The sequence below is a fragment of the Methanolobus bombayensis genome, assembly GCF_017873415.1.
Lineage (GTDB): Archaea > Halobacteriota > Methanosarcinia > Methanosarcinales > Methanosarcinaceae > Methanolobus > Methanolobus bombayensis.
This window is the reverse complement of record NZ_JAGGKD010000001.1, coordinates 283,913-297,522: the sequence shown is the minus strand read 5'-3', so window position 1 is coordinate 297,522 and position 13,610 is coordinate 283,913. Positions and strand designations below refer to the sequence as shown.

11 protein-coding genes are annotated in these 13,610 nt (G+C 42.3%); 5 read left to right on the top strand and 6 right to left on the bottom strand.

Annotated features, from left to right (window positions below; all coding sequences use genetic code 11):
* Positions 1-11: 11 nt before the first annotated feature.
* Positions 12-1,289 carry a YcaO-related McrA-glycine thioamidation protein gene (locus tag J2746_RS01590; RefSeq protein ID WP_209615205.1) on the top strand — a complete coding sequence of 426 codons (1,278 nt, stop codon included), beginning with the start codon at positions 12-14 and terminating at the stop codon, positions 1,287-1,289.
* Positions 1,286-1,945 carry a TfuA-related McrA-glycine thioamidation protein gene (locus tag J2746_RS01585; RefSeq protein ID WP_209615203.1) on the top strand — a complete coding sequence of 220 codons (660 nt, stop codon included), beginning with the start codon at positions 1,286-1,288 and terminating at the stop codon, positions 1,943-1,945. Before J2746_RS01590 ends, J2746_RS01585 begins: the two co-directional genes overlap by 4 nt.
* Before the next feature lie 25 nt (positions 1,946-1,970).
* Here J2746_RS01585 and J2746_RS01580 read toward each other — a convergent pair whose 3' ends face one another.
* The 4 genes from J2746_RS01580 to J2746_RS01565 form a co-directional block, all read right to left on the bottom strand.
* Entirely contained in the window at positions 1,971-2,786 is an 816-nt protein-coding gene (locus J2746_RS01580; RefSeq protein ID WP_209615200.1) for a metal ABC transporter permease, read from the bottom strand.
* 10 nt (positions 2,787-2,796) lie between these two features.
* Complete coding sequence (locus J2746_RS01575; RefSeq protein ID WP_209615197.1) at positions 2,797-3,546, bottom strand: metal ABC transporter ATP-binding protein; 750 nt, start codon at positions 3,544-3,546, stop codon at positions 2,797-2,799.
* Complete coding sequence (locus J2746_RS01570; RefSeq protein ID WP_209615194.1) at positions 3,547-4,566, bottom strand: metal ABC transporter solute-binding protein, Zn/Mn family; 1,020 nt, start codon at positions 4,564-4,566, stop codon at positions 3,547-3,549.
* Between the two features lie 126 nt (positions 4,567-4,692).
* On the bottom strand, positions 4,693-5,115 hold the full coding sequence (locus tag J2746_RS01565) for a metal-dependent transcriptional regulator (protein WP_209615191.1): 423 nt from the start codon (positions 5,113-5,115) through the stop codon (positions 4,693-4,695).
* 177 nt (positions 5,116-5,292) lie between these two features.
* On the opposite strand from J2746_RS01565, the gene J2746_RS01560 reads away from it, so the two are divergent.
* The 3 genes from J2746_RS01560 to J2746_RS01550 are packed head-to-tail and all read left to right on the top strand — an operon-like array spanning position 5,293 to position 11,733.
* Positions 5,293-5,973 carry an MBL fold metallo-hydrolase gene (locus J2746_RS01560; RefSeq protein ID WP_209615188.1) on the top strand — a complete coding sequence of 227 codons (681 nt, stop codon included), beginning with the start codon at positions 5,293-5,295 and terminating at the stop codon, positions 5,971-5,973.
* Positions 5,951-10,288, top strand: a complete 4,338-nt coding sequence (locus J2746_RS01555) for an Ig-like domain-containing protein (protein ID WP_209615185.1) — start codon at positions 5,951-5,953, stop codon at positions 10,286-10,288. Before J2746_RS01560 ends, J2746_RS01555 begins: the two co-directional genes overlap by 23 nt.
* A complete protein-coding gene (locus tag J2746_RS01550) occupies positions 10,288-11,733 on the top strand; it encodes a PGF-pre-PGF domain-containing protein (RefSeq protein WP_209615182.1) in 1,446 nt (481 codons plus the stop codon). Before J2746_RS01555 ends, J2746_RS01550 begins: the two co-directional genes overlap by 1 nt.
* 93 nt (positions 11,734-11,826) lie before the next feature.
* On the opposite strand, the gene J2746_RS01545 is transcribed toward J2746_RS01550, so the two are convergent.
* Both J2746_RS01545 and J2746_RS01540 read right to left on the bottom strand, forming a co-directional pair.
* The gene (locus tag J2746_RS01545; protein ID WP_209615179.1) at positions 11,827-12,726 is read right to left on the bottom strand and encodes an ATP-binding protein; all 900 of its coding nucleotides are present in this window, start codon (positions 12,724-12,726) and stop codon (positions 11,827-11,829) included.
* A complete protein-coding gene (locus J2746_RS01540) occupies positions 12,726-13,604 on the bottom strand; it encodes an ATP-binding protein (RefSeq protein WP_209615176.1) in 879 nt (292 codons plus the stop codon). Before J2746_RS01540 ends, J2746_RS01545 begins: the two co-directional genes overlap by 1 nt.
* Positions 13,605-13,610: the final 6 nt, after the last annotated feature.

Below are 13,610 nucleotides of genomic sequence, written 5' to 3'. Positions count from 1 at the left end.
TCTCGCTAATCATGCCAGAGATAAACATTGATAGATCACTAAGCTTTATAGAGGGTACGCAACGAGTCCTTGATGAAAATAACACACTTGAAAGAACAAAAGATAAGCTCAAAAGCATAGGTGTTACCAGGATAGCAAGTATCACTGATCTTGACAGACTTGGCATACCCGTATTCTCAACTATAAGACCAAGTGCTGCAGAGGGTGCTATCTCAGTATACTCCGGAAAAGGAAGCACTGAAACGCAGGCAAGAATTTCAGCCATGATGGAAGGTTTTGAACGTTGTCTTGCTGAAAGACAGGGACTGAATGAGAACGTAAAGGAAAACATCTCATCAATTCACACAATTGATAGTTATGACAATCTTTCCGGAAATGGAAACGCAATAAATCCACCTTCCCTGCTTATTGCGGAAAACTATGACCCACAGGCCCTTATCGAATGGATACATGCATGGGATCTTCTGAAAAATGAAGAAACATTTGTACCGGCAAACTCAGTATACCACCCTTACGACGAACCAGGAAGAACACTGAAACTCTTCAGGAGTAACACAAACGGACTTGCCGCCGGAAATACCATAGAGGAAGCGATTTTTCATGGTCTCCTGGAAGTGATTGAAAGAGATGCACTCAGTACTGCAGAATTTGGCAGAAATCCCGGAAAGGAAATCATCCTTACAGAAGAAGACGGGGAAAATTATGAAATCCTTCGCAAATTCACAGATAACGAAGTTGCTGTTAAACTCTGGGCACTCAACCATGACACAGAGATCACAACGGTTGTTGCGGTAACAGACGATGTAAGGCTCAAAGATGCTGCACTTCTTGTAATGGGAGCAGGCGCACATCTTAAACCTGAAATTGCAGTAAGAAGAGCTCTCACAGAAGCTGCACAGTCAAGGGTCGTACAGATACATGGTGCCAGAGAAGACACCGAACGTGAGAAATTTGTCAGGGAAATAGGATATGACAGGATCAAGCGTATGAATAAATACTGGTACGAAGATGGAGAACAAATATCCATGAAAGACCTGAAGGACCTGTCAAAGACCACACCTGCAGAAAGCATTGATGTGATTGCCGGGCAGCTCAAAAAAGTTACAGATTCAGCTGTTGTAGTGGATCTTTCTCGTGAAAACGTGGCTGTTCCGGTTGTAAGAGTGATAATCCCGGGTTTTGAAATGTACACGCTTGACAGGGAAAGAGTCGGTAAAAGGGCAAAGTCCGGTCCCAGAAAGAAAATGACTCCACAGGAAAGACCCTGGAGAAAAGGACGTAGAAGATGAATACAAAATCAGAGATCCTTGTATTTGCCGGCACAAGCATCAGTCATGAAGATTCAGCACAGATCCTTGATGCAACATACTGGCCACCAATATCCAGAGGAGATATTGAAAAAGCTGCCAGTAAAGGATACAAAATAATAGGCATCATAGATGGCATCTTTTTCAGCAGAGCAGCTGCAGCCCACAAAGAGATAATAAAAGTGATGAAGCAGGGAGTTACTGTTGTTGGCGGCTGTAGTATGGGAGCTCTGAGGGCATCAGAACTTGATATTCATGGAATGGAAGGTGTCGGAACAATATATGAATGGTACAGGGACGAAGTTATCGAGGATGATGATGAGGTTGCTGTTGCCACAAACCCCGATACTTTCGAACCTGTTTCCAGTCCCATGGTCAATATCAGGGAAACGTTGAAAGCTAGCCGGGATGCGGGCATAATAGACGACGATGAGTGCAGGCTTATAACCCAACTTGCCAAAAACACACATTACACGGAAAGAAGCTATTTTGGAATTTCAAGAACAGCAGAAAAGGAAGGAATAATATCAGGAAAGAAGGCTGAAAGCCTCCTTCAATTCTGCAAAGAGAATGAATGTGATATAAAAAGAGAGGATGCTATTCTTGTTCTTGAAAAAATAAAAAAGATGATTGAATGATTGTTGAATCATTATTTTGAAATGATCATGATGCTATTTTTGGTTTAAGGCCGTCATACAGGAAATGAAGTATATAAACTGTTGACATTGACAGAATTATTGTGGCACCTGAAGGTGCATCAAAGAAGTATGACAGGAACAGGCCAGCCAGACTGAAAAAAATACCAAATATAATTGCAAGATACATCATTTTTCCAAGATTGTTGGTGTAATGCCTGCTAAGAGATGCAGGCATGGTAAGAAGTGCAATGATAAGGATGATTCCGACTACCTTGATCAGAAGTACTATGGTAAGTGCGATAAGACAAAGTAAAAGCAAATAAAGCTTTTCTGCTGATAATCCGGATACTGTGGTGAATTCCTCATCAAAACAAAGTGCCATGAAATGCTTGTAATAGGCATAGACAACAAGTATAATTACAAGATCCAGTCCCAGCATCAGATATATATCAGACATCGGAACTGTCAGGATATTACCAAAAAGATAGGTCATAAGATCTGGAGCATAGCCGGGAGTCCAGTAAATAAGAATAATACCAAGGGCCATTCCCAGTGACCATAATATACCTATTGCAGTGTCTTCAGCTACTTTTGCACGTTTGCTGACAAGACCCATTATTATTGCAGAGAAAAGACTGAAAGGAATAAGTCCAAATAGCGGATTGATTCCAAGATAGTAACCAAGACCAATGCCACCAAATGATGCGTGAGTAATACCACCACTGATGAAAACTATTTTTTTAACTACAACATAGACACCTATTATACCACAAGCAATACTTGCAAGGATAGCAGCTAGAATTGCATTCCTCATGAAATCATACTGGAGTACTTCAAGCATAGTTTTAACCTCAGTGCTCTTTCAATACCCTGTGTGGCACACCATGTGCAATTAATTCAACCGGGCACTGATATGATACTTCCAGATCATGCGGACTAATTTCTTTGTCATCGTGATAATGGAACTTCCTGTTCAGACAGCCTATTTTATCAACATAGACCGAGACTGCACTGATATCATGAGTAACCATTACAATAGCAATCTCAGATTTTAGCTTATTGAGAAGCTCATAGAACTCCTTCTGCATTCTGGAATCTATACCAGTGGACGGTTCATCCAGTATTAACAGTTTCGGTTTCGTAACAAGGGAACGGGCAATGAAAACCCTCTGTTTCTGCCCTCCTGAAAGCTCACCTATCTGCCTGTCTTTAAAATCAAGCATACCTACAGTTTTAAGAGCTTCAAGGGCTGCATTGCGATCTTCATCATTATATCGCTGGAGAGGACCTTTGTGACTCAGACGGCCCATCAGGACAACATCCCATACAGTTACGGGAAAATCAAGATTAGAAGAATGATATTGGGGGACATAACCCACATCTTTTCTTGTTTTTGTGGGTCTGCCACCCAATAAAGTTACAGAACCTTTATCAGGTTTGATCAATCCAAGGATGACCTTTAGAAGAGTGCTTTTGCCTCCACCATTGGGACCTATAATAGCCAGGAAATCTTTATCCTTAACAGTCAGGTTCACTGACTCAAGAACCCTGACACCATCATAACTTACCCATACATCCTTAACATCAATCACATTTTCCATTTAAGCCAGTCCTTTTTCAAACGCTTCTGCTACCTTTGCAAGATTGTCTATATAATCCTTTGCCAAAGGATCTATTTCTACAACTTCTCCGTCAATCTCACTTGCTATAGCTTCTGCGCTGACAGTACTAAAACCTGACTGCACGAAAATAACTTTAATACCTTTCTCATTTGCCAGATCAATTACAGCCTGCATGTCCTTTACACTTGGTTCCTTACCTTCGATCTCGACAGCGACCTGATTCAAACCATAGTGGTTGGCGAAATAGCCCCATGCAGGATGATAGACCATGAAGCTGCTTCCCTCTTTGCCTTCAAGTGTAGTTTGGATCTGATCATCAAGTTCAGCTAGTTCTGCAAGATATGCATTCTTATTGGCAAGATAGGTTTCCTGATTTTCGGGATCAATCTCCACCAGTCCTTCATAGATATTCTCAACCATGACTTCCACGTTATCCGGTGAGGTCCAGATGTGTGGGTCAAGACTTGTGTGGTCATGCTCTTCATCTTCAGCTTCATGTTCATGCTCTTCATCTTCAGCTTCATGATCATGTCCTTCTGAAGAATTAATAAAGGCAGACTCATTCATGTGTTCATCTTCTGCGTCATGAGATTCATCTTCGTGATCATGAGCTTCCATTTCATGGAGAATGATACCTTCAGAACAATCGACAATGAGCATATTAGAATTTAAGTCTGTAAGTTTATTCATCATAGTATCTTCAACTGTGATCCCGGAACCAACCATTGCATACATTTTTGCTTTGCTAAGAGCTGTAAGTTGGCTTGGTGTTGGTTCATAAGAGTGAGGAGAGGCACCCGGAGGGACCATTACAACGACTTCAACATTGTCGCCTGCAATTTTTTCAACGAATTCCTGTTGTGGAACAATACTAACACCTACAATAATAGCATCAGTATCGGATACAGTTTCAGAGGAGCTTTGTTCATCTACGCAGCCGGCTGTCAGAACGACACCCATTAAAAGAAAAGTAATTAATAGCGTTCTTATTTTATTCATAGCAACACACCACTTAATGATATAGATTTACCGTTATTTTTGTATTATAACCAAATTATTTGCATATATTCCAAATTATTACCAGATAATTCGACTTACATCAACACAATACCATAATAAAAAAAATCAATGTAAATTACACGAAGAATGTTTAATCTTCCCACAAACACTTACAGTCGGGTGACCCATTGCACCACATATAGTATCAATAGCATCCTTTGAAACAAATGCTTCAAAGCGTGATACTTCAATACAGGCATCATCGGAAGAAAGGCCATAATGACTCAACATCAGACTCAGGATGTTATGACGGTTAACAAAGAATTCTGCAAATTCCCGACCAATTTCAGTAAGACGCACACCACGATACGGAATGTGATCCACATAACCTGATTCTGAAAGATCATTAATCGTCTTTGTAGAAGTTGAAGGATCAACATTTAATTCCGTGGATATATCCGTAGTCTTTACCAGGTCGCCTTTCTTAAGAAGGAACTTTAGATATTCCACTTTTTTGGGAGAGAGCTCCAAACCTGTAATTTCCTGCATGCTACTCCATAATATAGAAGGGATATATATGCTTTTTGAATTTTAGTCAAAAATAGACCATATTTTTGCATATATACCAAACAAATGATATATAGACAAAAGAACAAATAGAGAGATAAAACCGGATACAGCATAAAATACTAAAACTAAAATACCGAATAAATAGTGGGGTTAGAAATGCTAATACAACAGATATTCACTGAAAAAATAGCACATAGTTCATACATACTTGCGGGCGACAAAACCTGTGCCATAATTGATCCAAGAAGAGATATTGACATATATCTTGATATTACAAGAGACATGGGAATTAAGATCACACATATCCTTGAAACACACCTTCATGCAGATTTTATTTCCGGACACATGGACCTTGCAAAACGAACAGGTGCACCTATATACGCACCTGAAAAAGCGAATTGTGATTTTGAACATGTTCCTCTTTCAGAAGGAGATTCCATTGAGATCGAGGACATAAAACTCAACATTATAGAAACTCCGGGCCATACACCTGAACACATATCCTACATAGTTACAGACATAACAAGAGGAAAAGAACCGGTTGCAGTTTTCTGTGGCGACACAATGTTTGTAGGAGATGTGGGAAGACCGGACCTCTTCCCCGGAAGAGCCGAAGAGCTTGCTTCAAAATTATATGACACACTCCATGAAAAATTACTGAATCTGCCTGAATTCTGCGAAATATACCCGGCGCACGGAGCAGGATCTCTTTGCGGAAGGGCAATGGCATCAAAAAGAAGCAGCACAATGGGATATGAAAAGAAATACAACTATGCACTCCTGATGAAGGAGTATCACAGTACAGGATCTTTTCGTGCATGGAGAACCTGTCAATAAGAACGGATGGTTCAGTCCTACAGTAGCTCCTAATTCCACTGCAAGAATTATGATAACTGCATTCGATCCTTCAACAGGATCCGAGATACCTGCAGCTGACATACATGAGGCAGGACTTGTAGAAGTATGGAGTGACAGTGCTTCTGAAGTAGTTACGGAATACATGGAGGATCCGGTACTCGATACTGTGAACGTTCCTTTTGTTGGTGACAAGAAAGTTCTCAAATTCAATGTTACAGATTCCTACCTTGGATTCCACTACGTTAAATTCTGGGTCAATGCAACAGTAGACGGATCTCCAAAGATGGTCATGGGCGATGCCTGGTTCGATGAGAAACTCTATAATATCAAAGCAAAACCGGTGTTTGATGAAGATTCGAACATGTTTAAGGTATTCGGATCGGATGACACAATCGAACTTGCAGTACATGTGGAAGATATCAGTGGAAACAATGTATCAACTGCATCCATTGAAGTTGAAAGCGTGAAGTACGGAATGACAGGAGAAACCATCCCTGTGACAGATGCCACAAGTTCAGTTACTACAAATACCAACGGTAAAGCTACACTGGAAATTTCCCCTGAGAACAGCCTTAAGTCAGGATTCTACAACGTCAGAATAAAAATGACCACCCAAGATGGAGTGACAGACTACGGTAACGGATGGTTCGAGGTCAGTAACTTCATATTCTATCCGTATTCAACATCGTGGGAAGTCGGAATTGATCAACCCATAAACTTCACATTGAACGCCTTTGACAGCAGTTTTGATTCAAAGGAAGTTAATGTGACCCTAACAAAGATCATTTCAATGGGTGACTGGGACATGATGACACCTCCGACAATGTACAATGACACGGATATCGAGATCGGAACTATCAACGGAACAGGATATTACGAATATCCGGGACTTTCCAGAGGTGGTAACTTTGAATTCGTATTCGAGGCAACTGACGGCAATTCCACAGAAGTCGGAAGAGCATGGGTGCACACAACAGCCTTTGTCTCATGGGTGGATTCAAACTGGGAATATGATTTCCCGATAAACGGTTTCATCAATGTCACGGTAAAAGCATCCGATGACCAGATGTGGGGAAGCACGCCTCATAACATCACAAACGTAACTGTGGAGAAAGTGATGCAGGAAGGCATGTGGATGACAAGTTACAAGACAAAGAGCCAGATGGGCGGCATCACTACTACAGAAGCTGGAGGAAATCCAAATGAGATCAACTTATCTGTCAATACCAGCGGATGGTCACAGGGTGCCTACATGATGACACTGAAGGTCACCGATGATGAAGGCAGCGAAGTTTACACTGACTTCTGGTTCCAGCTTGAACTGGCAAGTGTCACTGTGACAAATCCAATGGAGATCAGTATCAATGCCGCACAGTTCTACACCAATGCGACTTCCATCAATGCCACATCTGACATACTCACAAAACAGAGCCAGCTGGCAAGTATTGGCAACATCAGTGCCGGAAAGATAAGCGGAAGAGTAATCGGCGGTGATGATATGTCACCTGTTACAAGTAGTTATGAGATCATGGGCGATGATTCATGGAACCATACTTTCGTACCATATTACACAATGGTTGCAATAGATACAATCCATGATACCGTATACATTGAATATGAAAACAGTGGACAACCACCAGTAGGTAACCTTTCCAACGACACAAGCACACAGGTGTTCAACGTATCCGCAGGTTCTTCTTTCACGGACTACACAGGAAGGACATGGACCATCACCAATATCAAAGCAGACGGAACCATCGAACTTGAAGGGCAGAATACCCTTAAGAACGGACTTCTGCTGAATGATAGCATTATGGCAATGAGCAAGTCAGGGAAATTCCTCATGAGCAATTTCCATGACGAAGAATGGAGGAACATAGACCTTGACGGAGACGGAGAATACTATGATGATAATTACATCATACTCATGGCAGATTCAACTACTGCCGGAAAGTACGATAAGGTACTTATCAGTAATTCATACAACTTCTCCGCAGGTTATATAGACGCAAGTGCCGGAGAACCGATACAGTTCGGAGGAGATCCGATATACCTGCTCAGTAACAAGTATCAGTCCTCTGCATATAACCTGGAGTTCAACACATATGAAGAAGGCTGGAACGGAATGCATATCGGAACATTCCAGAATGGTTCTGTGATAAAGGTACCATTCCTTGTAACAACACCTTCAGGTGAACCTCTTACAAACAAGGAAGTGAAAGTGGATTACCTTATAGACGAAAGTAAGCTGGTGTACAACCTCAATAACGTCAATACAACTACCACATCAAGCGGACTGGCACTCATTGAGATCAATACATCCGAACAGAGCATACCAACAGGCTCATGGATGATACATTATAATGTCACCATCGGAGATGAGTATGCAGTTGCAAATGAGGAGATGTTCTGGGAACTCACTCGCTTTGAGCTGCGTAACTTCGTTGTTTCAGGATCACTTGGAACACCGGGCCAGATAGACCTCATAAAATTGAGTGACGATGATTCCGGCGATGGTATGCCAGGAAATAATATGCTCCTTGCATATGGAGACGAAGTGGAATTCAAGAGAGGTATTGCAGCTTATAATTGGGGATCCCAGGATCTCTACAATATGAACTGGCCTTTCAATGAGTGGTATTACAACAGCACCACAGGTTCATTCAACTATTCCACTGACGAAGGATCCACCCTTGAACCAGGAGCAATCGGTACCAATGCGACAATCAACTCAAGCCGTTCAAACCTTGCACTGGACTACTCTGTGATCCAGGTTAACAACACAGGTGACACGATAATCCTGAACCTGAGTGACAGTAATCAATTCTACGGAAACCTGTGGAACTTTACTCTGACAGAGTGCTCGGAAGGAACATCAGCAACCATAGCCATGTCATATCAGGGATGGCCGTGGACAATACCAGGAAACGACGGAGGTTCCGGACCTGAAACTCAGACATTCTCTCCCGGTGAAACATACTGGATGGGAGGATATGATTTCAATGTCAGCTCGATCAATAATGACAGCGTGGAACTCACCCTCAGGTATCCGTTGATAATTACTTCAATGGAAGCTGCCGGAACTTTGATGGATGACAATACATCCAACGGTGAAATGACATCCTACTCCGGAGCTGCCACACAGGTGAACTTCAACAGCCAGGACTACTACATCTTCGGTTATGAAGATGAATCCGGTACCATGTATGACCTTATGCCTCAATCATATATTCCGACAAAGGATCGTGTGCTTGTGGTCAATGCAAGCGATTCCGGTGATGCGAATGTATATCGCATTGGCGAGAACATCAGTGAATTCAACAATTACTATGTAGCATCTGTAGCCAAATGGGGAGGCAGGTTCATACTGCTTAACGGAAGCGCCACACAGGTGTATCCAATACCGGAATGGACTGCTGACGAACCGGTTTTCTATGCAGGTAAATTCAGTGATCAAGATGTCGAACTGGACCTTGCAACTGCAGGTAACGACTTCGATGAGGATGAACTGCCAGAGGGAGTAGGTGAGATCACTTCTGATGACCGCTATCATATATTGCTCATAGACAATCTCTTTAATGGAGTCAATATACCCACCCAGGCAATATATGACGACGATGCAGATCTTACGACATTGCGTGACTGGGAGAACTATATGGACACGAGTTCAATCTATGACCTGTACACAAATGAGAGTGGATATGGTGACTCTATACCAGACTTCTTTGAAGAATCCATTGTGACCATGAACATGTCGGAAGGTGAGGCATGGGATATTGGTTCAGGAAATATGGAAAACTGGCCACTTGCATTCCCAACCCTCAATATTAACGAAGGTGATAACACTGCGACACTCAAATCCTTTGCACCGGTATATGACTTCGATTCCAACGAAAGCATCACAATATACCTCACAGCAAGGGAATTTGACGGTACACCGATAAACGGTACTGCCGAATTGCAGTCACTGAAAATGATGTTTGGAGGATACTTCGATGAAGGACCTGCTGACAACCTCCCGATCTCATGGGACATGAGTTCTGAAATGATCAATACAACTCTTGTCGACGGAGAAGGTGTACTTGAGATACTGCCGGATGACATGGACGGAATAAACTATGACTTTGGTGAGTTCACAGCTGTTGTTACAATCGAAAAAGAAACAGGAGGATCAGAAGCCCTGAAGATGAATTTCTTCAGAGTTGATGAGGAAATGATGGATATGTATGAAGATGAAGGCCCCGCAAGTGGTGGAGGCATGGGTGATGAAGGCGATATGGGAGGTGAATTCTAATGAAAAAGCTAGCTGTATTTTTAATGGCTATGCTAATAGCAGTCGGGACCATCCCGACTGCATCTGCTGAAGCTTCCCTTAGCATTGGAAGTATCAACTACGATACAAGCGTTGTGAAAGATGAGAGTATTACTGTAACATCAACTGTTACTGCTGCGAGTGTATCCGGTACCCTGACAGTGGATGTGACCCTCACTGACAACTCTGATCAATTCACCATACCAAGTCCAACCCAGCAGGTACAGTTCACAAGTGACGGTACCAAATCAGTAACATGGACCATTACGGCCGAATCAACTGGAACAAGTTCTTCGCCTTTTACAATATCAGCTTCAGGTGATGATGGCAGCAGTACAGCAAAAACCGCATCATCAGCCATTACCGTAAAGGACAGACCGGTATTGACAGTTGATTCCAGCACGGACGTATCGTCCGTCAGTGCAGGAGATGATGTTATACTAAGCTATGTAGTATCTAACAGTGCTTCTACAGGTGCTGCAGACGCTACAAATGTAAAAGTAGACCTGACATTGCCAGGTGGATGGAGTCTAAGCAGCGGAACTGATCCCGTGACCCTGGGAACCATAGCACCTGCAGCATCAAGTTCAGGTTCATGGACAATTACTGCTGACAGCCCTTCATCAACTAATAGCTTTACACTTACCGTCACTTCAACAGTGCCGGGAGGGAGTGTAACAACAAGCTCTTCAGTTACCGGACCTTCTTCCAGCACAGACACAACAAGCTCAAGTAGTAGTAGCAGTGGCGGAGGAGGTGGCGGTGGTGCCTCCGGTGAAGAGTACGAGAACATCGCCTTTAAAGATGTGAAAAAAGTCTATGTGCAAAAGGATGTAAAAACTGAATATGATTTCCCTGAAGCAGAAAATCCTATAAAGGGAGTTTCATTCATGCCACAGGTCAATGCAGGATATACTGATGTGACCATTGAAGTATTGCATGACAAATCCAGTTTTGCAAACACAGAGCCTGAAGGAAAGATCTACAGGCAGATGAACATATGGGTCGGAAAGACCGGATGGGCAAACTCTGACACAATATCTGAATCTGAGATCTCTTTTGCAGTTGAGAAATCATGGCTTAATGAGAATGGTATTGATACTGCTAATGTCAGATTGATGAGATATACATCTCAGTGGGATGAACTTGATACAGAAGTTACGGACGAGGATGAAGAGTATGTTTACTTCACCGCATCAACTCCGGGATTCTCACCGTTTGCCATAGTAGTTCAGGAAGAAGCAGTAAGTACAGAAGCAGAAACGGAGAATGTTGTTGAAAGCGATGCCACTGAGGAGTCAACAATGGAATCTGAAGAAGCAGAAGATGAGACTGCTGAGGAAAGCTCAGGTCTTCCAGGATTTGAAGCAATGACACTTGTTTCAATGCTTGGTATGGCATTCCTTCTCAGAAGAACTAAAGAATAAATAGAATGAATTTTGCCGGAGAGCATTTTTGCTCCCGGATACCTTTCTTTTTAGAATTAGATTTTTACCATTCGTTCATATTGTTCAGTGGTTTCACTGTACCAATTTGACAAGGTCTTTTTTCTCCTGGCGAAAGAGAACATTCATAATTTCATCCCAGACAGACCTGATATCTTCTGAGATTTTACCGTCAGAATACTCAACAACAGTCTTTCCTGCAACCATGGCTTCAATAACTACATCATCATAAGGGAGCATTCCCAGAACAGGAATGCCATTATCTTCACAATAATCATTGATAGATTCAGAGATCTGCTCGTTGATATCACACTTGTTGATACAGACTGCAACGGGTATTCGGAAATGTTTGGCTACCTGTACAACTCTTTCAAGATCATGAATGCCCGATTTTGTTGGTTCTGTTACCACAAGTACCATATCAGTACCCGTGATTGCAGCTATGACAGCACATCCGGTTCCCGGTGGGCCATCTATGAGTATCATATCTTTGCTATTTTGTTCTGCGAGCTCAGATGCACGGTGGCGAACGTCCGAGACAAGTTTGCCACTTGCTTCTTCACCAACTCCGAGCTTAGCATGAACAAGCGGACCAAATCTTGTATTTGAACAATAATATTCACCGGCCTTCTTTGCAAGCATGCTGACTGCATCCATGGGACAGATATACTCACAAACCCCGCATCCTTCACACTTGTAAGTATCAACTACAAGTTCAGGGCCTATTGCAGCGAACTTACAGGAAGAGATACAAGTTCCACAACCAGTACATAATTCTCTATCAATGCTGGCAACATCAAGACCATAGAAATCGTATGTTTCGGATATTTCAGGTTGCAATATCAAATGCATGTCAGCAGCATCAACATCACAGTCAGCGATAACAGCATTTTCTGCAAGAGCAACAAAAGACGAAGTAAAAGTAGTCTTTCCGGTGCCACCTTTTCCACTTATAACAGTCAACTTTTTTACCATTAACTGCTCACCTTTGTACAGGATTGTTGTAATGTGTTTTCTGATGAAATGGAACAGATCTCATGATACAATTTCCTGAATTTTTCTTTCCATTCCGGCATATGCTCAACAAAAGGAATGCCTTCTGAATAGAGAACTGCTATTTCCCTTTTATATGGAATTTTCATCAGTAACGGAATATTTTCTTTATGACAATATTCCTCTACACGATCATCTCCTGAACCATGCCTGTTAATTATGACTCCAAATGGAACTCCAAGTTGCCTTAAAACGTCTACTGCAAGGATGAGATCATTGAGCCCAAATGGAGTGGGTTCGGTTACAAGCACACAGTAATCCATATCCCCAACGGTTGCTATGACGGGACATGCTGTCCCCGGAGGAGAGTCGATGACTGCAACCGTAGTTCCATCTATGTGTGCCTGTAACTGCCTGATTACAGGAGTTGCCATTGGCTCACCTATTTCAAGTGTTCCCTGAAAGAAACTTATCCCGGAATTAGAATCTTCACCTTTTTCAATTTTCCCGATTGACCTGAGTTCTTCTGTGATCGCATTTTCAGGACAGACTATTTGACAGCCACCACAGCCGTGGCAGAGTTTAGGAAAAAGCATGATACGTTGAGGGAGATTTGCTATTGCATTGTAGCGGCAGAATTCTGCGCATTTTCCGCAAAGGCTACATTTTTCAGCATCGATCTTAGGAACAGAAATACTGACATCCTCCTGTTTTTCAAGATCAAGACCAAGGAAAAGATTACAATTGGGCTCTTCCACATCGCAATCAAAAAGCTGAACGTTGCCAATCGCAAGGGCAAAGTTCACAGCCACCGTGGTCTTCCCGGTACCACCTTTGCCACTTGCGATAGCTATTTTCATGTATCA

What these genes read in the sequence shown, in the direction of transcription:
- J2746_RS01590 (WP_209615205.1), top strand. Translation starts at nt 12, where the DNA reads ATGCCAGAGATAAACATTGATAGATCACTAAGCTTTATAGAGGGTACG.
- J2746_RS01585 (WP_209615203.1), top strand. Translation starts at nt 1,286, where the DNA reads ATGAATACAAAATCAGAGATCCTTGTATTTGCCGGCACAAGCATCAGT.
- J2746_RS01580 (WP_209615200.1), bottom strand. Translation starts at nt 2,786, where the DNA reads ATGCTTGAAGTACTCCAGTATGATTTCATGAGGAATGCAATTCTAGCT.
- J2746_RS01575 (WP_209615197.1), bottom strand. Translation starts at nt 3,546, where the DNA reads ATGGAAAATGTGATTGATGTTAAGGATGTATGGGTAAGTTATGATGGT.
- J2746_RS01570 (WP_209615194.1), bottom strand. Translation starts at nt 4,566, where the DNA reads ATGAATAAAATAAGAACGCTATTAATTACTTTTCTTTTAATGGGTGTC.
- J2746_RS01565 (WP_209615191.1), bottom strand. Translation starts at nt 5,115, where the DNA reads ATGCAGGAAATTACAGGTTTGGAGCTCTCTCCCAAAAAAGTGGAATAT.
- J2746_RS01560 (WP_209615188.1), top strand. Translation starts at nt 5,293, where the DNA reads ATGCTAATACAACAGATATTCACTGAAAAAATAGCACATAGTTCATAC.
- J2746_RS01550 (WP_209615182.1), top strand. Translation starts at nt 10,288, where the DNA reads ATGAAAAAGCTAGCTGTATTTTTAATGGCTATGCTAATAGCAGTCGGG.
- J2746_RS01545 (WP_209615179.1), bottom strand. Translation starts at nt 12,726, where the DNA reads ATGGTAAAAAAGTTGACTGTTATAAGTGGAAAAGGTGGCACCGGAAAG.
- J2746_RS01540 (WP_209615176.1), bottom strand. Translation starts at nt 13,604, where the DNA reads ATGAAAATAGCTATCGCAAGTGGCAAAGGTGGTACCGGGAAGACCACG.